Annotated in this window: 16 protein-coding genes and 1 riboswitch; of the genes, 10 read left to right on the top strand and 6 right to left on the bottom strand. The window is 63.2% G+C overall.

The features are described from left to right. Positions 1-293 precede the first annotated feature (293 nt). On the bottom strand, positions 294-956 hold the full coding sequence (locus AC0L2M_RS20440) for a hypothetical protein (RefSeq protein WP_473535730.1): 663 nt from the start codon (positions 954-956) through the stop codon (positions 294-296). A gap of 515 nt (positions 957-1,471) precedes the next feature. Here AC0L2M_RS20440 and glmM point away from each other — a divergent pair. The 5 genes from glmM to serA all read left to right on the top strand — a co-directional run bounded on the left by glmM (position 1,472) and on the right by serA (position 7,972). Further along, on the top strand, positions 1,472-2,824 hold the full coding sequence (glmM, locus tag AC0L2M_RS20435; protein WP_236368978.1) for a phosphoglucosamine mutase: 1,353 nt from the start codon (positions 1,472-1,474) through the stop codon (positions 2,822-2,824). A 225-nt stretch (positions 2,825-3,049) separates the two neighbouring features. After that, positions 3,050-3,889, top strand: coding sequence for an outer membrane protein (locus AC0L2M_RS20430; RefSeq protein WP_023799976.1), 840 nt, complete (start codon positions 3,050-3,052; stop codon positions 3,887-3,889). Positions 3,890-4,079: 190 nt separating this feature from the next. Beyond that, entirely contained in the window at positions 4,080-4,829 is a 750-nt protein-coding gene (locus AC0L2M_RS20425; protein ID WP_287075062.1) for an outer membrane protein, read from the top strand. Positions 4,830-5,016: 187 nt separating this feature from the next. Then, positions 5,017-6,192 carry a phosphoserine transaminase gene (locus tag AC0L2M_RS20420; protein ID WP_473535729.1) on the top strand — a complete coding sequence of 392 codons (1,176 nt, stop codon included), beginning with the start codon at positions 5,017-5,019 and terminating at the stop codon, positions 6,190-6,192. A gap of 181 nt (positions 6,193-6,373) precedes the next feature. Further along, complete coding sequence (gene serA / locus AC0L2M_RS20415; protein ID WP_031255292.1) at positions 6,374-7,972, top strand: phosphoglycerate dehydrogenase; 1,599 nt, start codon at positions 6,374-6,376, stop codon at positions 7,970-7,972. Positions 7,973-8,077: 105 nt separating this feature from the next. On the opposite strand, the gene AC0L2M_RS20410 is transcribed toward serA, so the two are convergent. Then, positions 8,078-8,968, bottom strand: coding sequence for a DMT family transporter (locus AC0L2M_RS20410; RefSeq protein ID WP_287240371.1), 891 nt, complete (start codon positions 8,966-8,968; stop codon positions 8,078-8,080). A 313-nt stretch (positions 8,969-9,281) separates the two neighbouring features. On the opposite strand from AC0L2M_RS20410, the gene AC0L2M_RS20405 reads away from it, so the two are divergent. Both AC0L2M_RS20405 and AC0L2M_RS20400 read left to right on the top strand, forming a co-directional pair. Next, complete coding sequence (locus AC0L2M_RS20405) at positions 9,282-10,580, top strand: adenylosuccinate synthase (protein ID WP_473535728.1); 1,299 nt, start codon at positions 9,282-9,284, stop codon at positions 10,578-10,580. Positions 10,581-10,654: 74 nt separating this feature from the next. Further along, entirely contained in the window at positions 10,655-12,289 is a 1,635-nt protein-coding gene (locus AC0L2M_RS20400; RefSeq protein WP_128170974.1) for a hypothetical protein, read from the top strand. A gap of 26 nt (positions 12,290-12,315) precedes the next feature. Here AC0L2M_RS20400 and AC0L2M_RS20395 read toward each other — a convergent pair whose 3' ends face one another. From AC0L2M_RS20395 to AC0L2M_RS20380, 4 genes are all read right to left on the bottom strand, one after another. After that, complete coding sequence (locus AC0L2M_RS20395) at positions 12,316-12,615, bottom strand: CcdB family protein (protein ID WP_023803907.1); 300 nt, start codon at positions 12,613-12,615, stop codon at positions 12,316-12,318. Continuing rightward, complete coding sequence (locus AC0L2M_RS20390; protein ID WP_091593381.1) at positions 12,615-12,857, bottom strand: type II toxin-antitoxin system CcdA family antitoxin; 243 nt, start codon at positions 12,855-12,857, stop codon at positions 12,615-12,617. The genes AC0L2M_RS20395 and AC0L2M_RS20390 overlap by 1 nt, the downstream gene beginning before the upstream one ends. A 63-nt stretch (positions 12,858-12,920) precedes the next feature. Beyond that, positions 12,921-14,741, bottom strand: coding sequence for an ABC-F family ATP-binding cassette domain-containing protein (locus AC0L2M_RS20385; protein ID WP_027152924.1), 1,821 nt, complete (start codon positions 14,739-14,741; stop codon positions 12,921-12,923). A 1-nt stretch (position 14,742) separates the two neighbouring features. Beyond that, a complete protein-coding gene (locus AC0L2M_RS20380; RefSeq protein ID WP_473535727.1) occupies positions 14,743-15,387 on the bottom strand; it encodes a thiamine diphosphokinase in 645 nt (214 codons plus the stop codon). Positions 15,388-15,489: 102 nt separating this feature from the next. Next, positions 15,490-15,603: riboswitch (TPP riboswitch) on the top strand. 43 nt (positions 15,604-15,646) lie between these two features. On the opposite strand from AC0L2M_RS20380, the gene thiB reads away from it, so the two are divergent. From thiB to thiQ, 3 genes are all read left to right on the top strand, one after another. Continuing rightward, positions 15,647-16,660 carry a thiamine ABC transporter substrate binding subunit gene (gene thiB / locus AC0L2M_RS20375; RefSeq protein WP_128245966.1) on the top strand — a complete coding sequence of 338 codons (1,014 nt, stop codon included), beginning with the start codon at positions 15,647-15,649 and terminating at the stop codon, positions 16,658-16,660. 92 nt (positions 16,661-16,752) lie between these two features. Beyond that, positions 16,753-18,372: a thiamine/thiamine pyrophosphate ABC transporter permease gene (gene thiP / locus AC0L2M_RS20370; protein ID WP_473535726.1), complete on the top strand. Its 1,620-nt coding sequence runs from the start codon at positions 16,753-16,755 to the stop codon at positions 18,370-18,372. Further along, a complete protein-coding gene (gene thiQ, locus AC0L2M_RS20365) occupies positions 18,372-19,139 on the top strand; it encodes a thiamine ABC transporter ATP-binding protein (protein ID WP_473535775.1) in 768 nt (255 codons plus the stop codon). The genes thiP and thiQ overlap by 1 nt, the downstream gene beginning before the upstream one ends. Positions 19,140-19,248: the final 109 nt, after the last annotated feature.

Genomic DNA, 19,248 nt, shown 5'->3' with positions numbered 1-19,248 from the left:
GCGGCTTGGACGCGGCGTTTTTGTTCAGGAGGTGCCGACAGCCGATCGCGGCCTGAAAAACTCAATCACTTCACCCAAGTGCCGGGGACTTCTCCACATGGGAAATAGACGTTGAAGGTTTGCGGATGCCGTGATGAGGGCTGATCTCCCCGCAAGGGGGGAGATCGACAGCGGCGCCGACAGCGCCTCGCTTGCAGCGCAGATGCGGCATATCCTGGCCCTGCCTGCCACCGCCAGCAGCAAAAGGCCCGCGAACCTTCGCGAGCCTTGCTATATTCGAATGTTAATGTCGATCAGCTCTTCAGCGCGGCATTGCACAGGCTGTAGAAGCCGCCACCGTTCTGGATCCACTTGAGGCCACCCAGCGTCCCGGCATCCTTGTTGGCGTGGTACTGGTCGCGGCAAGTGTGCATGCGGGCCTTGGACGGGGTTTCGCTGCTATACTTGGTGGAGATCGCCTTCGGAAACGTCACTCCCTGGGGAGCGGTGACGGTCGGCTTTTCCGGCTGGCTGGTGAGGCTTGCCTGATCGGCTGCCGGTATGGTGTCGTCGGAACCGCTGGCACCGCACTGGCTCATGCGGAAGTCGTTCCACTTCATGCCGTTCAGCGTGTTGGCAGTCTTGGCCGCCCGATATTTGGCGCCGCACTCCGCCCTGCTGAGGCCGTTGCCTGCATTGGCAGTTGCCGCTGCCTTGGTCGTCGCTGCGGCGGCCGCATCGGTAGTTGCAGCGCTGGTGCTGTCCGGCTTGGCTGGCGTGGCGTCGGTTGCGGCGGCAACGGTGCCGCATTCTGCCTTGCGGAACTGGTTCCAGTTCTGTCCGCCAAGTGTTCCCGCGTCCTTTGCCGCGTTATACTTGGTGCTGCATTCGGCCATGGTCAGCGCTTTGGCGGGTACTGCCAGGAATAAAGTCACGACGGCAAGACCCGTCAAAGTGGCAAGTCGATGGATGAGCATGTGTCTTCTCCCTCTGGATGTTCACGTTATGTCCCAAGCAAGCAATAACACTCAACGAATGGTTGCGCCAGAGGCTAAATGGCGTGAAAGCTGTCGGAAAGTGCATTATTTTTATGAAATGGGTGCCAGCCTCCGTTCGCCGGGCGATTTGCCCGCGCGCATTTGCACGGAAAACTTGTATAGGGCGGACCAGTATCAGGAACTGCCTCACATGGCGGGCCGATCGGGTCGGCCAGTGCGGCGGACCTGAATGCCCGGTCCAGAGCAACACGACGCGCGGGTTTCGAATTCAATGCCTATCGACGCGCACATGAAACAATCCAGATGCGGTCAGAAGTTCCTGAACGCTGTGCTGCAACCAGGGCAGGCAAAATCAAAGCACTGACGTGACACAAAACACACAAGACAACAGTTTTCTAAGGATTGGTGCCCTATAATCATGAATTGTGATGATAGGGCTCGGGCCAATGTGTGGCATGACGTGCCGGCAATGAACCATCGGGAAGCTGACTAGCATGGCAGGAAGTTATTTCGGAACGGACGGCATTCGCGGACGCGCTAACAGATTTCCAATGACGGCGGAGGTCGCCATGAGGGTCGGCATGGCCGCCGGCCTTTCGTTCCAGCGCGGCAACCATCGTCACCGCGTCGTGCTCGGCAAGGACACCAGACTTTCCGGCTACATGATCGAGAATGCGATGGTATCGGGCCTGTGCGCCGCCGGCATGGATGTGTTCCTGCTCGGCCCGATTCCGACGCCCGCGGTCGCCATGCTGGTGCGCTCATTGCGCGCCGACATCGGCGTGATGATCTCGGCCTCGCACAATCCTTACTACGACAACGGCATCAAGCTGTTCGGTCCCGATGGCTACAAGCTTTCCGATGAGATCGAGGAGCGCATCGAGGGCATGCTCGACAAGGATATCGAACTGGCGCTCGCCGACTCGGACGGGCTCGGCCGCGCCAAGCGCGTCGACGGCGTTCATGACCGCTACATCGAATTTGCCAAGCGCACGCTGCCGCGGTCGATGTCGCTGTCGGGCCTCCGCATCGTTGTCGATTGCGCCAACGGCGCTGCGTACAAGGTGGCGCCCGAGGCGCTGTGGGAACTCGGTGCCGAAGTTGTCGCCATCAACGTCGAGCCCAACGGCTTCAACATCAACAAGGAGTGTGGCTCGACCCATCCGGCCGGCCTGCAGAAGAAGGTGCACGAAGTGCGCGCCGATATCGGCATCGCGCTCGACGGCGACGCCGACCGCGTCGTCATCGTCGACGAGAATGGCGCGATCGTCGATGGCGACCAGATCATGGCGCTGATTGCCGAGTCCTGGCATCAGAGCGGACGGCTGGCCGGCGGTGGCGTCGTCTCGACGGTGATGTCCAATCTCGGCCTCGAACGCTTCCTCGGCGACATGAACCTGCAGTTGCACCGTACCAAGGTCGGCGACCGCTATGTCGTCGAGCACATGCGTGCGCACGGCCTGAATGTCGGCGGCGAACAGTCGGGCCACATCGTGCTGTCCGATTTTTCCACCACCGGCGACGGCCTCGTCTCGGCACTCCAGGTGCTCGCCTGCATCAAGCGGCAGAACCGACCGGTCAGCGAACTGTCGAAGAAGTTCGCGCCGGTGCCGCAATTGCTGAAGAACGTTCATATTTCCGGCGGCAAGCCGCTCGAGGAAGCCCTGGTCAAGGCGGCGATCGAAGATGGACGCCATCGTTTGGGCCAGGCTGGCCGCCTGGTCATCCGGCCGTCCGGCACGGAACCGCTCATCCGCGTCATGGCGGAAGGCGACGATCAGCAACTGGTCGAGGCCGTCGTCAACGACATCGTCGAGGTCATTTCGGAAACCCGCAGCGCTGCCTGATCCCCCAGTTTTTGCCAGGTGAAAAGCCCGCCCTCTGGCGGGCTTTTTTCGTGTGTCCGCACGCCAAATCGTTGGCAGACAACGCGAAAATCCTGAAAGATTTAGAGATTCATGGTTAAGCGATAGGGTTAAACGGCTTTTAACTTTTCCAATTCATTATCCACGACTGAAACCAATCAGATTCGGACGCGTTCGCTGTGCCGAGGGTTCTCAGGGGTGACAAGCATGTTCAATACAGCAAGAATGGGCCTCTTTGCCGCGCTGCTCGCGGGCGTGGCCGGACCAGTGTTGGCCGCCGACTTCGTCGAGCCGCCCGTGGTCGAGCCGGCCCCTCCGCCGCCCGTCTACGAGCAGCCGGTCGAATATGGCGGCTGGTACATTCGCGGCGACATCGACTACCACTGGTCGAAGTTCCGCGGCGGCGACTACATCACCTACGGGGCGGTTCCAGGCACTGGCAGCTTTGACAGCGGCAAGCTGGATGGCGCCTTCTCGGCCGGCGCCGGCGTCGGCTACCAGATCAACCGGCATTTCCGTACCGACCTGACCGCGGACTGGATGAGCAAATCCGATTTCCGCGGCTCGACCAGCGGCTTCTGCGGCATCAATCAGACGCCCTGCACTTCGACCGACCACTCATCCTATACGGCGCTGCTGCTCCTGGCCAATGCCTATGTCGATATCGGCACCTGGCACGGCGTCACGCCTTATGTCGGCGCCGGCATCGGCGGCGCCTGGGTCAAATGGGACACGCTGCACAACAATGACATCGACGGCGAGTTCGAGCATCATGGCGGCAAGGGCTGGCGCTTTGCCTATGCGGCCATGGCGGGCGCCTCCTACTGCCTGACCGATCGCGTCAAGCTCGATCTCGGCTACCGCTTCAGCCATATCGAGGGCGGCAAGATGTTCGACTACGCTTCAGACAGCAATGTCGGTCCCGGCCGTGACAAGGGCATCAATGTGCACGAAGTGCGCGGCGGCCTGCGCTACCAGTTCGGCAACTCGGACTGCGCCCAGCCGGAGCCGATCGCCTACGAACCCGAACCGGTTTACACCAAGTAATCGCTTCGAGAGCAGGTTTGCGGACCGCCCGGCAAAAGCCGGGCGGTTTTTCTCGTTGTGGCGGAACGCGCATCAAAATCAATTCGCTAACGCCCTGTTATCCTTAACCGCCACTTAACCACTATGGTTAACAATGCCCTGAAACGGCGCTCGCGATCGCGAATGGCGCCACCTTCGGGAGCCGGGGATCATGACAGTCAAATCGGGCATAGCACTGGCGCTTGCAGCAATCGCCCTGACGCCGTTGTCGCAGGCGCTTGGCGCCGACTACGATCCGCCGATCTATGTCGACCAGGCGCCGGACTATGTGCCGGTCGAAGTCGGTTCGGGATGGTATCTGCGCGGCGATGTCTCCTATCTGGTGCAGAAGAGCTTCGACAATGAGGACTTCGCCTTCGCGCCAGCGAACTTCGACGAAGAAGAGGATCACATCTTCGCCAGCATCGGCTTCGGCTACCATTTTAACGATTATCTGCGCGCCGATCTCAATCTGGGCTATCTGCCCGGCAACGAGATCAGCGTCAGCTATGACAACGGAACGACCGTGGCATCGGCGGACCTGGAGAACTACGCGTTCTCGGGCATGCTCAACGGCTATGTCGATCTTGGCACCTATGTCGGGATCACACCCTATCTCGGCGCCGGTATCGGTATTGTCCAGACCAGGCGGCGCCTCTCGGCGGACTACTTCACAGACAACGCCAACCCCGCCGACGATTTCGTCCGCGATGACAACGAGACCCATTACTCTTTCGCCTATACGCTGAACGCCGGCCTTGCCTACCAGGTGTCCAAGAACCTTTCAGTCGATCTGGGCTATCAATATTTTTCCGCACCCGACGCCGAATATACCACCGCACAGGATTTGGATTCCTATCCGATCGACAAAGGGATCAGCAATCATCAGGTCAAGGTCGGGCTGCGCTACGATCTCTGGTAGGCACGGCGAAAGCCTCGGGAATGCCAGCGGCGGATTTCGGTCCGTCGTTCTCTTTTTCGGTGGGACGCGACCAGTATCCCGTCAGCGACAAAAACTTTCCTCTTGACGCCGGAAGCCTGAACGCATATCGCCGTCTGTGGGCCACCCCTCCCCAACGAGGGGCCACTATCTGGAAGGATAGACCACGATGACGATCCATACGAAGCCCGGACTGCGCCCGGCAAATCCCAATTTTTCCTCAGGTCCCTGTGCAAAACGCCCCGGCTGGTCAGTCGAGGCGCTGGCCAATGCCGCGCTCGGACGCTCGCACCGCGCCAAGATCGGCAAAACCAAGCTCGAACAGGCGATCGAGCTGACGCGGGAAATTCTCCAAATTCCGGCGGATTATCGCATCGGCATCGTGCCGGCGTCGGACACCGGCGCGGTCGAGATGGCGCTGTGGTCGCTGCTCGGCGAACGCGGCGTCGACATGGTCGCCTGGGAGAGTTTCGGTTCCGGCTGGGTCACCGATGTGGTCAAGCATCTGAAGCTCGCCGACGTGCGCAGGATCGAAGCCGGCTACGGTGCGTTGCCGGATCTGACAAAAATCGACTTCGACCGCGACGTGGTCTTCACCTGGAATGGCACGACCTCAGGCGTGCGCGTGCCGAACGGCGATTTCATCCGGGCCGCCCGCAAGGGCCTGACCATCTGCGACGCCACGTCGGCGGCCTTTGCGCAAGAGCTCGATTTTGGCAAGCTCGACGTCGTCACCTTCTCCTGGCAGAAGGTGCTGGGCGGCGAAGGTGCGCATGGCATGCTGATCCTCAGCCCGCGCGCCGTCGAGCGGCTGGAAAGCTACAAGCCTGGCTGGCCGCTGCCGAAAATCTTTCGCCTCACCTCGGGCGGCAAGCTCATCGAAGGCATTTTTAAGGGCGAAACCATCAACACGCCGTCGATGCTGTGCGTCGAGGATTATCTCGACGCGCTGCGTTGGGCGAAGTCGATCGGCGGTCTCGACGCATTGATTGCCCGCGCCGACGCCAACGCCGCAATTATCGACGGTTTCGTCGGTAAATCCGCATGGCTTGGCCATCTGGCCACCGACCCGGCGACGCGGTCGAACACGTCCGTCTGTCTTTCCTTCACCGACCCGGACGTCGCCGCGCTCGATGCCGACGGACAAGCGGCGTTCGCCAAGGGCATCGTCTCGGCGCTCGACAAGGAAGGCGTCGCCTACGATATCGGCGCCTATCGCGATGCGCCGCCGGGCCTGCGCATCTGGTGCGGCGCAACCGTCGAGACTTCCGACCTCGAAGCGCTGCTGCCGTGGCTCGACTGGGCCTTTGCCGCGCAAAAGGCGTCGCTCAAGGCGGCCGCCTGATCCCTCCCCTTCGAGGGGAGGGTGGCCCGAAGGGCCGGGTGGGGTCGCCTCCACCCAACTCAACGGTCCGCCATCCAGAAGAAAAAGATTTCGGCCACGCCCGGCCGCAACCACCCCACCCCGGCACTTCGCGCCGACCCTCCCGTCAGGGGAGGGGCGCCAATCGCAAAGGATGAAGCCCATGCCCCGCGTTCTCGTCTCAGACAAACTCTCCACCACCGCCGTGCAGATCTTCAGGGATCGCGGCATCGAGGTCGACTACCTGCCCGATCTCGGCAAGGACAAGGAAAAGCTGCTCGAAGTGATCGGCCAGTATGACGGCCTCGCCATCCGTTCGGCGACCAAAGTCACCGAAAAGCTGATCGACGCCGCCACAAGGCTCAAGGTGGTCGGCCGCGCCGGCATCGGCGTCGACAATGTCGACATCCCGGCGGCGAGCCGCAAGGGCATCATCGTGATGAACACGCCCTTCGGCAATTCGATCACCACCGCCGAGCATGCCGTCGCCATGATCTTCGCGCTGGCCCGCCAGATACCGGAAGCCAATGCCTCGACCCATGCCGGCAAGTGGGAAAAGAACCGCTTCATGGGCACCGAGATCACCGGCAAGACGCTGGGCATCATCGGCTGCGGCAATATCGGCTCGATCGTCGCTACGCGCGGCGTTGGCCTGAAGATGCACGTCATCGCCTTCGATCCGTTCCTGTCGGACAGTCGCGCCGAGGAACTCGGCGTCGAGAAGGTGGAACTCGACGAGCTGTTCGCCCGCGCCGATTTCATCACCCTGCACACGCCCTTGACCGACAAGACGCGCAACATCATCGACGCTTCGGCGATCGCCAAAATGAAGACCGGCGTGCGCATCATCAACTGCGCCCGTGGCGGGCTGATCGTCGAGGCCGACCTGATCGCGGCGTTGAAAAGCGGCAAGGTGGCAGGCGCCGGCATCGACGTGTTCGAGGTCGAGCCGGCGGAGAAAAGCGAGCTGTTCGGCATGGAGAATGTGGTGGCGACGCCGCACCTCGGCGCATCGACGATGGAGGCGCAGGAGAATGTCGCTCTGCAGGTCGCCGAGCAGATGGCCGACTACCTGATCAAGGGCGCCGTTTCCAACGCCATCAACATGCCGTCGATCACCGCCGAGGAAGCGCCGCGCCTAAAACCCTTCGTCAAGCTGGCCGAAGTGCTCGGCGCCTTTGTCGGCCAGGTCACCGAGGATCCGATCAAGGAGGTCGAGATCCTGTTCGACGGCTCGACCGCGACGATGAACACGCGCGCGCTGATCAGCGCCACACTTGCCGGGCTGATCCGGCCGCAGGTCTCCGACGTCAACATGGTTTCGGCGCCGATCATGGTCAAGGAGCGCGGCATCATCGTCGCCGAGGTCAAGCGCGACAAATCGGGCGTGTTCGACGGCTATATCAAGCTGACGGTCAAGACCGAGCACAAGACGCGTGCGATCGCCGGCACCTGCTTCTCGGACGGCAAGCCGCGCTTCATCCAGATCAAGGGCATCAACCTCGACGCCGAGGTCGGCCAGCACATGCTGTACACGACGAATGCCGACGCGCCCGGCATCATCGGCCTGCTCGGCACGGTCTGCGGCGAGAACGGCGTAAACATCGCCAACTTCCAGCTCGGCCGCAACCGGCCTGGCGGCGATGCCATCGCGCTGCTCTATCTCGATGCGCCGTTCCCGGAGAAGGTGCTGGAACAGGTGCGGGCGCACAAGTCGATCGACTCCGCCAAGCGGCTGCATTTCGACGTCGGCGTCGCCTGAGTCATGCGCGAGCGCCCCGCGAGCTTTGTAAGCCCACGGGGCGTTCGACAATGGCGTCGAAATATCGACAGAGTTCTTTCACGGCCCGTCACAGCTTTCCGGCTGTCAAATCGCCATTTTACGTCCGCTGTATTCAGCCAGGCTGATGCCGCCGAGCACCAGCACGAGGGCCACGCCCTGATAGAGCTGGAATGTCTCACCGACGATCAGCACCGAAAGCAGCGTGCCGAAGATCGGCACCAGGTTGATGAACAGGCCGGCCCGGTTGGCGCCGATCAGTTCGATGCCCCTGATATAAAAAATTTGCGAGACGACCGAAGCGCCGATCGCAGTGTAGAACGCTATCGCCCAGCCGCGCGCATCGGGGATGATGACCTTGCCGGCAGCCACCTCCCAGAGGAAGAAAGGCAGCGAGGTCACCAGTGCGGCAATCGACAGCGCCAGCATCAGGCTTTGCCAGCGTATGGCCGGCTTCAGCCGCAACCCGACCGAGTAGAAGCTGTAGCAAAGCACCGCGATCAGCATGATGGCGTCGCCGAAGTTGAGGTCCAGCTTGAGAAGCTGGCGCAGATCGCCGTGGCTGGCGGTCAGGGCGACGCCGATGATCGTCAGCACGACACCGGCGATCTGCACCCGGTTCACACGCAGGCGAAACAGCACGAAATTGGCGAGGATGATGACGACCGGGATTGCCGCCTGCTCGATCGAGACGTTGATCGCCGTCGTGTAGTTGAGCGCCGTGTAGAAGATCGCGTTGAAAAAGGTGAAGCCGCAAGCGCCGAGCCCGCCAAGCAGCAACCAATGCCTGCGCACCACCGGCCAGTCCTCGCGCAGCGTTCGCCAGCCGATCGGCAGCATGATCAGAACGGCCAGGACCCAGCGCAGGAAGACCAGCGTCATCGGCGAAATATGGTCGACTGCCAGCTTGCCGGCCACGGAGTTGCCGCCCCACAGCAAGGTGGTGAACAGCAGGAACAGATAGGCGGTTCGATGCATCGCGAAATTCCAGCCGGGGTGGGCAGGGTCATTGCCGACCTATTGTGGTGGTTCGCCCAAGTAAATGATGTCAAACGTGAAAATTGTTGTGCCTGAGGGCGCTTTCGGCGGCAAAGAATGGTCGCGCTCGCCGGGTGTTGACGTTATAGAACGACGTACGTCCACCTGGACGCACAAAGTACGCGTCTCAAGGCTTTGAACGTTCGCGTCGTGCTATCCGAAAATCGATTCCGATTTTCTGGCCGATGCGATAGAAGCCTGTCGTTTCGAACCATTCAAGCCGCTCGGAGCGGCGCCTCAAGGGAAAAGAAACATGGCCAATGTGGTGGTCGTCGGCTCGCAATGGGGCGACGAGGGCAAAGGCAAGATCGTCGACTGGCTGTCGGAACGCGCCGACGTCGTCGTGCGCTTCCAGGGCGGCCACAATGCCGGCCATACGCTGGTCGTCGACGGCAAGGTCTACAAGCTGTCGCTGCTGCCGTCCGGCGTGGTGCGGCAAGGCAAGCTGTCCATCATCGGCAATGGCGTCGTCTTCGACCCGCATGCCTTCGTCGCGGAAGTTGCGAAATTGAAGGCGCAAGGCGTCGAGGTGACGCCGGAGCGCCTGAAAATAGCCGAAAACACCGCGCTTATCCTGTCCTTGCACCGGGAGCTGGACGGATTCCGCGAAGACGCCGCCTCCAATTCGGGAACGAAAATCGGCACGACCCGTCGCGGCATCGGCCCCGCTTATGAGGATAAGGTGGGCCGGCGCGCAGTCAGGGTGATGGATTTGGCGGATTTGGAAACGCTGCCCTTGAAGGTCGACAGGCTGCTGACGCATCACAATGCGCTGCGCCGCGGGCTCGGCCACGCCGAAGTCACGCATGACGCAATCATGAGTGAGCTGATTTCGGTCACCGACGAGATCCTGCCCTATATGGACCGCGTCTGGAAGATCCTCGACGACAAGCGCCGCGCCGGCGAACGCATCCTGTTCGAGGGTGCGCAGGGCACGCTGCTTGACATCGACCACGGCACCTATCCGTTCGTCACCTCGTCCAACACGGTGGCTGGCCAAGCGGCCGCCGGATCCGGCGTCGGCCCGGGTGCCATCGGTTATGTGCTCGGCATCACCAAGGCCTATACGACGCGTGTCGGCGAAGGTCCGTTCCCGACCGAACAGAAGAACGAGATCGGCGAGTTCCTGGGCACGCGCGGCCACGAGTTCGGCGTCGTCACCGGCCGCAAGCGCCGCTGCGGCTGGTTCGATGCCGTGCTGGTTCGCCAAGCCGTCGCCGTAAACGGCATCAAGGGCATCGCCCTGACCAAGCTCGACGTGCTCGACGGGCTGGACGAGATCAAGGTCTGCACCGGCTACCGCCTCGATGGCGAGGCGATCGACTATCTGCCGGCCAGCCAGGGTGCGCAGGCGCGCGTCGAACCGGTCTACGAGACGCTGGAGGGCTGGAAAGGCACCAGCGCCGGCGCCAGAAGCTGGAACGATCTGCCGGCCCAGGCAGTCAAATATGTCCGTCACATCGAGGAACTGATCGGCGCGCCGGTCGCACTCCTTTCCACCAGCCCTGAACGGGACGACACAATACTTGTGACCGATCCGTTTCAAGACTAGATTCCAAGCTGTTCCGGGCATCGCGGCCGATTTGCGGGGGCCGGCCCAGAAACGAAATGCAGGTCGACTGAAGCATGGCAGATTTTGTTGGTGCTCTGAAAAAGACGCTCGACGGCCTTGGAAATCCGACGCCGGAGATACGCGCCAGGGTCTATGACAAGGCCCGTTCGACAATCGCGGACAAGCTTGCGAAGAACATACCGCCGCTGGCGCCGTCGGTCGTTGCCCAGCATAAGCGCACTCTGGAAGATGCCATCGCCATCGTCGAGCGGAGCTACGCCAAGCCTGCGCCGGTATCCGATCCGCTGTCGGAGTTGGAGGACATCTTCTCCTCCATCGACCGCAACAAGAACCAACCCAGCCATGTCCGACAGCCGGCAAAGGCCGAGCCGGCATGGCAGCCGGCCAAGACCGAGCCGGAATGGCAGCCGGCACCTGCCGCCAAAGCCTCGCTGAATTGGCAAAAACCGCCTCCAGAGGGCACCGATGCGGAGCCTTCGGACGCGGATCTTCCAGCGGCGTACGAGAACAGCGATAGCTTTAGAGACGATGTCTTCCCCAACGACGAGGAGCCGGCGCCGGACACTTTTCAGCATCCTGCCGAGCGCAGGCGCAGCTATGGCGGGCTGATCGCCGCTGTCGTCGCCTTGCTCGTCATCGCGGGCGGCGGCTACGGCATCTGGCTGAACAAGGACGCGTTCAGCAACATGCTGGGTCTCAACAGCACGACGGTCGCAACCGTAGAACCGCTGGTGAAGCCGAGCCCGGCCGAGCGGCCGGCTGCCGATGCTGCGGCAAGGGCCCCGGCCGCAGCGGCTCCAGCCGATGCCGAGGGCACAAAGTTCACCCAGCGGCTGACACCTGAGGGCGGTGAGGTCGATCCCGGCCCAGCTTCAGGACAAAGTGGCATCGGAGAGGGCGAATCCGTCGCAGCACTGACCACGCCCCCGCCGGCCGCACCTGCGCCTGCAGCGCCTGCCGGCACGCCAGCCACGAATGTGCCCGCACCGGGCGCGGCCCCCGCAACACCGCCTGCCGATGCCGCCACGCTGGCGCCTGCGGCGCCGACCGATAGCGCAGCCGCGCCGGCAGCGCCGGCCCCGGGTGCCGCGCCGGGTGCTGCACCGACAGCCGCGCCTGCGGAAACCGCACTGGCGGTCGGCCAGAAGGCGATCTTCTACGAGGAGCGCACCAGCACCGCGCAAGGCTCGGCCGAGCCCGGCAGCATCGTCTGGTCGCTGGTGCAGGAATCGCCCGGCGGCAATCTGCCGCCCGAGCCGGCAATCCGCGCCGAGGCGAGCATTCCGGGCAAGGACGTGCAGTTGCGCATGACCATCCGCCGCAACACCGACCAGACGCTGCCGGCCAGCCACATCATCGAGATGATTTTCCTGACGCCCGATGGTTTCGACGGCGGCGGTGTCGACAACATCCTGCGCGTCGCCATGAAGGGCTCTGAACAGGATGCCGGCAGTCCACTGATCGGCATCCCGGCCAAGATCGCCGACGGCTTCTTCCTGGTCGCTCTCAACGACACAAAGCCGGACGAAGACGCCAATCTGACCCTGCTGCGGGGCCAGAAATGGATCGACGTGCCGGTCGTCTACAAGACCGGACGGCGGGCGCTGCTCACCATGGAAAAGGGCATTCCCGGCGAGAAGGTGTTCGACGAGGCGCTGAAGGCCTGGCAAACAAAAGAGGCGGGCTGAGGCCGGCTCACCAGCCTCCCTTCGGCTCAGAAGCCCTGGAACAGCATGTCGAGCGCGGCCACGATGTCGTCGTGATGCCTGGAGATATTCAGTCGACTTTCGCCCAATTCCTTGGCCGGAACCGTGGCGATCAGATGGGTGGCCACAACCAATTTTCGCCCATTGATCTCGACGAGGGGATGGAGCTTTCGCATCGGCGGCGGCGTCATTGTTGTCGGAAGCAGCGGGATCACCACCCGTGTTTTAAAATCGTCGAGCAGGTCGGATTGGACGTCCAGCAAATAGCTGCCTTCGACCCGACCCGCGAAGACATCATAGCGTGCCATCAGAACTGCCGATGTTCTTCCAACGGAATACCGTGCTTTTCGACGTATTCGTTCCACGCTTCTATTGTGGCGCGATTCTCAAGTTTCCATAGTCGGGCTTTTTCGGCAGCCACCGCCTCTGCGATACCGGCTTCGGCGGCGCGCGAGACATTCACATCGAGTCCCTTGGCTTCCTTCATGAGCTTTGAGTCGATCGACAGATTTGCCGGCTGACGAACCGCATTCATAGCTATCTTTCGCATGATAACCTCCGCAGAATGCGCATAATGTATGCGCATTGTCGTGGTGGAGCAACGGCGAAGCGTCTACCCCTCCATCTCCTCGCGCAGCATTTCAAGTTCCAGCCATTCCTCCTCGAGCGCTGCCAGCGTGGCGCGCTCCTTGTCGAGCGCGGCGATGGTCTTCTGGAATGAGGCCGGGTCGCGCTCGTAATAGGCCGGGTCGGCGATATTGTCCTCCAGCCGTGATATCGAGGCGGTCACCGCGTCGATCTTCTTGGGCAGCGATTCCAGCGCGAATTTCTGCTTGAACGACAGTTTTTTCGCCGGGCCCTTCGGCGCAGTTGCCTCGGTCCTGGCTGCCGCCGCCACTTCACTCGTCTCGGCCTTCGGCCGTGCCTTGCGGTCGTCCAGCCTGGTGCCGCCGCGCTGCGCCAGCATGTCGGAATAGCCGCCGGCATATTCGATCCAGCGGCCGCCGCCTTCCGGCGCGATCAGGCTGGTCACCGTGCGGTCGAGGAAATCGCGGTCGTGGCTGACCAGGATGACGGTGCCGGCAAAACCGGCGACCAGTTCCTGCAGCAGTTCCAGCGTCTCCATGTCGAGATCGTTGGTCGGCTCGTCGAGCACCAAAAGATTTGCCGGCCGCGCCAGCACGCGGGCGAGCAGCAACCGCGCCCGCTCGCCGCCCGAAAGCTCGCGCACCGGCGTGCGCGCCTGTTCCGGCTTGAACAGGAAGTCCTTCATGTAGGAGACGACGTGGCGCTGCTCGCCGTTGATGACAAGGTTCTCGCCGCGGCCGTCGGTGAGATATTGCGCCAGCGTCTCTTGCGGGTCGACCGCCTCGCGTTTCTGGTCGAGCGTGGCGATCTCCAGATTGGTGCCGAGTCGCACCGTGCCTGAGTCCGGCTTCAATTCGCCGGTCAGCATCTTCAGCAGCGTCGTCTTTCCGGCGCCGTTCGGGCCGACCAGGCCGACGCGGTCACCGCGCTGGATGCGGGTCGAGAAACCCCTGACCACGGTGAGGTCGCCAAAGCTCTTCTCGATGTTCCTGGCCTCGATCACCAGCTTGCCCGATTCGGCGGCGTCGCTGGCCACCATCGTCGCCGCACCCTCGGCGCCACGATGGCCGCGAAAGCGCTGGCGCATGGTCTGCAATTCGCCGAGCCGGCGCATGTTGCGCTTGCGCCTTGCCGTCACGCCATAGCGCAGCCAGTGCTCCTCGCGCACGATCTGGCGGCCAAGCTTGTGCTGCTCGCGCTCTTCTTCTTCCAGAACGGTGTCGCGCCATTCCTCGAAATGGCCAAAGCCCTTGTCCAGCCTGCGGGTCTGGCCACGATCGAGCCAGACGGTGGCGCGCGACACGCGCTCGAGGAAGCGGCGGTCGTGCGAGATGACGATCAGCGCCGAAGAGGTGCGGGCGAGCTCCTCCTCCAGCCATTCGATGACCGACAGGTCGAGATGGTTGGTCGGCTCATCGAGGAGGAGAATGTCGGGCTCCGGCGCCATGACGCGGGCCAGGGCAGCACGGCGGGCTTCGCCGCCGGAGAGATCGTTCGGCCGTTCCTCGCCTGACAGGCCGAGATGCTCCATCAGATAGGTGGCGCGGTAGGGATCGTCGGCGGGTCCGAGCCCCGCCTCGACATAGGCGCGGACGCTGGCGAAACCATCCATGTCGGGCATTTGCGGCAGGTAGCGCACTGTTGCCGAAGGCTGGCGGAACACCTCGCCATCCTGCGGCTCGATCAATCCCGCAGCGATCTTCAGCAACGTCGACTTGCCCGAGCCGTTGCGGCCGACCAGAGCGATCTTGTCGCCCGCCGACGCCGTCAGTTCCGTCCCGTCGAGCAGCGGCGTGCCACCGAAGGTCAGTTTTATCCCGTCGAGATTGAGAAGCGGCGGCGCCATGTCAGCTTTCAGGTAGGGGGAATGGATGGGCGAGCAACAGCGCGCGGCCGCTGCCCAGCGCGACTTCGAGCCGGCCCTTGACCTCGTTGGAAATGGTCAGCGACGAGCCGAACGCCACCTCGACATGGTTCAGCGGCCATTTGGCGCCGGTCACGGTCAGACCGGCAAGGTCGGAGAAGCCGAGAATCGAAAACAGCGTGCCGTCGGCGTAGTCGAAGCCGGCCTTTCCGGGAAGCAAGGGCACGCCTTCCTGTGCGCCACTGGTCAAAAGCACCTCTGTCCCTGCCTCGGCCAGCCGGACGCCGAGCGCCAGGTGCAGGAAGGCGTGGTCGGTGCGCTTGCCGCCGAACGCGCCGGCGAGCACGAGGCTGGTCGCGCCGCGTTCGAGCGCGGCGGCGATAGCCAGTTCGCCGTCGGTCTTGTCCTTTTCTGCCGGAAACACCTGGCGCGGCACGGCGGCGAGCTCGTCCGGCAAATCCGCCGGCACCGAATCGAAGTCGCCGACCCAGAGTTCCGGCGTCAGGCGCAGAGTCCGGGCATGGCTGATGCCGGCGTCGGCGGCGATGACACGCGTGCCTTCGACCTGGCGGTCGAGCAGCGGCGTGCCGATAAGGTCGCCGCCAAGCAGGATGGTGAATTTGCTCATATGCGTGGCCCTTACCAGCCCTGCTTGCGAAACGGAAGGCCGCGGTCTGGATGCCCGGCAAACTTCCGCTTGCGCCGCAGATGGGCCGGGCCTATGTGTCGAAGCGCTCTAACGGGGTGCTGGACGCGATCTTCGCGGGCCGGCTGAGAGGCAACCTGCCAACCCGCTGAACCTGATCCGGTTTGTACCGGCGGAGGGATTAGACGTTTCGGACAACCCGACGCCTCAATTCCCTTCAACGCCAACGAAGGAGGCGCCGATGCGCACGTTTTTATACACACTTGTTTCGGCAGTGCTGCTCGCGGCGACCGTTCTCGCCGGCACCGGGCCGGCATCCGCGCAGGAAAAACTCACCGTCTATACCTATGAGAGCTTCACCGCCGAATGGGGTCCAGGCCCGGCGGTCAAGAAGGCGTTCGAGGCCGAATGCGGCTGTATTCTCGAATTCGTCGCGGTCGCCGACGGCGTCGCCCTGCTCAACCGCGTCAGGCTCGAACGGGCCGCGACCAAGGCCGACATCGTGCTCGGCCTCGACACCAATCTGACGGCGGAAGCCAAGGCCACCGGCCTGTTTTCGCCGCATGGTGCCGTCATCGACGTCAAGGTGCCGGGCGGCTGGAGCGACGATATTTTCGTGCCGTTCGACTATGGTTATTTCGCCGTCGTCTACGACACCGAAAAGCTGAAGACGCCGCCGAAGAGCCTGAAGGAATTGGTCGAGGGCAATGCCGATGAAAAGATCGTCATTCAGGATCCGCGCACCTCGACGCCCGGTCTCGGCCTGCTGTTGTGGGTGAAGTCGGTTTATGGCGACAAGGCGCCCGAAGCCTGGGCCAAGCTTAAGGCAAAGGTGCTCACCGTGACGCCGGGCTGGAGCGAGGCCTACGGCCTGTTCACCAAGGGCGAGGCACCGATGGTGCTGTCCTATACCACGTCGCCGGCCTATCACATGGTCGCCGAAAACACCCAACGCTATCAGGCAGCGTCCTTCGACGAGGGCGCGTATCTGCAGATCGAGGTTGCCGGCATCACCAAATCAGGTGCGAAGAACCCGTTGGCGAAACAGTTCCTGACTTTCATGACCGGGCCGAAATTCCAGGATGTCATTCCCGAGACCAACTGGATGTTCCCTGCCGGCAAGACCGAGAAGCCGCTCAATCCGGCTTTCGACAAGCTCGTCAAGCCGACCAAGACGTTGCTTTTCAGCCCCGAAGAGGTCGCCGCCAATCGCAAGGCCTGGGTCGACGAATGGCTGTCGGTGATGAGCAAGTAGCTTGTGATTGAGAGATGATCACTCTACGGCGCCGGGAACTCGGCCTCAGCCATATTTTCTGCTTCGACGATCGTTGAACTAGGCAGGGCGGCATGCGTACCGGATATCCTGCCGACCCCCGCGTCACCGCCGGCACAATTGCGCTTGCCGCTGTTGCGCTGCTGATCGGCGGCGCGTTCGCCGGGCTCATCGTCGAAGGCGCCCGCGATCCGTCCGGCGCCGCGTCGGCCTTCGATTCCTACCTCTTCCGCGTCGCCCGATTCACGTTGTGGCAGGCATTGCTGTCGACACTGCTCTCCGTCGTGCCAGCGCTGTTCGTGGCGCGGGCGCTGTCGCGGCATCCGCGCTTCTTTGGTCGCGGCCTGATCCTGCAGCTCTTCGCCGTGCCGCTCGCGCTGCCGGCCATCGTCGCAGCACTCGGGATTCTGGCACTCTATGGCCGTGCAGGCTATTTTGCCGGCGTGCTCAGCGCGATCGGCGGTCAGGGCTGGCCGGGCATATACGGCCTGTCCGGCATCCTCGTCGCCCATGTCTTCTTCAATCTGCCGCTGGCGACGCGGCTGTTCCTCGAAGCGCTTGCGACAGTGCCGGCCGACCAGTGGCGGCTGGCGAGCCAACTCGGCATGGGCGCCAGGCCCGCCTTCCGGCTGATTGAATGGCCGACGCTGCGCGCGGCGCTGCCGGGCGTCGCCGGGCTTGTCTTCATGCTCTGCATCACATCCTTTACCATCGTGCTCACGCTGGGCGGCGGGCCGCGTGCGACGACGCTGGAGGTCGCCATCTACCAGGCGCTGCGTTTCGATTTCGATCCTGCCCGCGCGGTGACGCTGACAGTGCTGCAGATCGCGCTGACCTTCGTCGTCGTGCTGGCATTGATGCGGCTCGGCGCCAATACCGTCGGCGACGCCAACCTGCCGGCGGCTTCGCGCCGCTATCTTTCGGCCGGCGCCGCCGAGACCGTGCTGAACGCAGCATTGATCATCCTCGCTTTGCTGTTCGTCGCCGGGCCGATGGCGGCCACGGTGACGTCAGGCTTTGGCGCCGATCTCGGCCGGCTGGCCGGCGAGAGCGCGGTGCGGCAAGCGGCGCTGACCAGCGCCGTGCTCGCCTTGCTGGCGGCGCTGCTTGCAGTGGCGCTGTCGCTGTCGCTGGTCATGGCACGCCGGGCGCTGGCCTTGAGGCGTCGCGTCGGCGCCAGGACGCTGCTCGAATACGCCACCGATACCGGCGCCGGCTTCGTCCTCGTCGTGCCGCCCGTCGTCATCGGCGCCGGCTGGTTCCTGCTCCTGCGGACCGTCAGCGACGTCTTTGCCATCGCCCCTGTCATGGTCGTCGCCGTCAATGCGGTGATGGCGATGCCGTTTGCCATCCGCGCCATTCGCCCCGGCTATGATGCGGCGAGCGAACGCCACGAGCGGCTCTGTTTGCTGCTTGGCATTTCGGGCTGGAATCGTTTCCGGCTGGTCGACTGGCCGTCGCTGCGGCGGCCGCTCGCCACCGGTTTCGCGTTCGCGATGGCTTTGTCGCTCGGCGATCTCGGCGTCATTGCCCTGTTTGGCAGCGACTCCCTGCAGACGCTGCCTTATCTCTTGCTGGCCCGCATGGGTAGCTACCGCACGATGGACGCGGCCGGCCTGGCATTGCTGCTCGGCCTGGTCTGTCTCGCGCTTGTCCTGGCCGCGGACTGGCTGGGACGGGGAGAAAAATCATGATGCTCAACAGCGAAAACGGTACGGCTGTGCGGCTGGAAAAGGTCTCGTTCAGCTATGGCGAAGCGCCGTTTTTATTCGATGTCGAGTTCGCCGCCTCGAAGATCACCGCCATCATGGGGCCGAGCGGCTCGGGAAAATCGACACTGCTCAACCTGGTGGCCGGCTTCGAGACGCCGCGATCGGGCCGCGTGCTGATCGGTGGCGGCGATGTCGGCGGCAAACCGCCTTCGGCGCGGCCAGTGTCGATGGTGTTCCAGGAAAACAATCTCTTCGCCCATCTTTCGGTCGAACGAAATGTCGGCCTTGGCCGCTCGCCATCGCTCAGGCTGACCGAGGCCGACCACGCTGCAATCGCCGGGGCGCTCAAGCGCGTCGGCCTTGCCGGCAAGCAACGGCGCCTGCCGCGCGAACTCTCCGGCGGCGAGCGGCAGCGCGTCGCGCTCGCCCGCGTCCTGGTGCGCGACCGGCCGGTGCTCTTGCTCGACGAACCGTTCGCCTCGCTCGGACCGGCCTTGCGCGACGACATGCTCGATCTGGTAGCCGACCTCCAAGCGGAGCGGCGCATGACGGTGCTGTTCGTCACCCATCAGCCGGAGGACGCCCACCGTATCGGCCAGGACATGGTGTTCCTGGACAATGGCACGGTTGCCGCAACCGGGACTGTCGCCGATTTTTTTACCAAGGCTGGACCGGAAGCCTTTCGGCGCTATATCGGTGCAGGTCCGTTTGGCGCAGGATCACGAGATGTTGCCCGGAAGCGGACATAATTTACGGCCAAACCGGCTTCAGGCGATGTGGCGTTTGCTTGCCATGGTCAAAGTAGTGTGGCTAGGTCCTCCGATACTGGTCCGGCATAGGTTGTGATTTGCCACTACG

This window comes from Mesorhizobium sp. WSM4806, from assembly GCF_055811635.1.
The sequence above is the reverse complement of the archived record's forward strand: the minus strand, read 5'-3'. Positions and strand labels throughout refer to the sequence as shown.

Coding starts and splice junctions, on each gene's coding strand:
- AC0L2M_RS20440 (WP_473535730.1), bottom strand. CDS start 956: ATGCTCATCCATCGACTTGCCACTTTGACGGGTCTTGCCGTCGTGACT.
- thiB (WP_128245966.1), top strand. CDS start 15,647: ATGCGCACGTTTTTATACACACTTGTTTCGGCAGTGCTGCTCGCGGCG.
- AC0L2M_RS20395 (WP_023803907.1), bottom strand. CDS start 12,615: ATGGCACGCTATGATGTCTTCGCGGGTCGGGTCGAAGGCAGCTATTTG.
- glmM (WP_236368978.1), top strand. CDS start 1,472: ATGGCAGGAAGTTATTTCGGAACGGACGGCATTCGCGGACGCGCTAAC.
- serA (WP_031255292.1), top strand. CDS start 6,374: ATGCCCCGCGTTCTCGTCTCAGACAAACTCTCCACCACCGCCGTGCAG.
- thiP (WP_473535726.1), top strand. CDS start 16,753: ATGCGTACCGGATATCCTGCCGACCCCCGCGTCACCGCCGGCACAATT.
- AC0L2M_RS20380 (WP_473535727.1), bottom strand. CDS start 15,387: ATGAGCAAATTCACCATCCTGCTTGGCGGCGACCTTATCGGCACGCCG.
- AC0L2M_RS20390 (WP_091593381.1), bottom strand. CDS start 12,857: ATGCGAAAGATAGCTATGAATGCGGTTCGTCAGCCGGCAAATCTGTCG.
- AC0L2M_RS20385 (WP_027152924.1), bottom strand. CDS start 14,741: ATGGCGCCGCCGCTTCTCAATCTCGACGGGATAAAACTGACCTTCGGT.
- AC0L2M_RS20400 (WP_128170974.1), top strand. CDS start 10,655: ATGGCAGATTTTGTTGGTGCTCTGAAAAAGACGCTCGACGGCCTTGGA.
- AC0L2M_RS20420 (WP_473535729.1), top strand. CDS start 5,017: ATGACGATCCATACGAAGCCCGGACTGCGCCCGGCAAATCCCAATTTT.
- thiQ (WP_473535775.1), top strand. CDS start 18,372: ATGCTCAACAGCGAAAACGGTACGGCTGTGCGGCTGGAAAAGGTCTCG.
- AC0L2M_RS20425 (WP_287075062.1), top strand. CDS start 4,080: ATGACAGTCAAATCGGGCATAGCACTGGCGCTTGCAGCAATCGCCCTG.
- AC0L2M_RS20430 (WP_023799976.1), top strand. CDS start 3,050: ATGTTCAATACAGCAAGAATGGGCCTCTTTGCCGCGCTGCTCGCGGGC.
- AC0L2M_RS20410 (WP_287240371.1), bottom strand. CDS start 8,968: ATGCATCGAACCGCCTATCTGTTCCTGCTGTTCACCACCTTGCTGTGG.
- AC0L2M_RS20405 (WP_473535728.1), top strand. CDS start 9,282: ATGGCCAATGTGGTGGTCGTCGGCTCGCAATGGGGCGACGAGGGCAAA.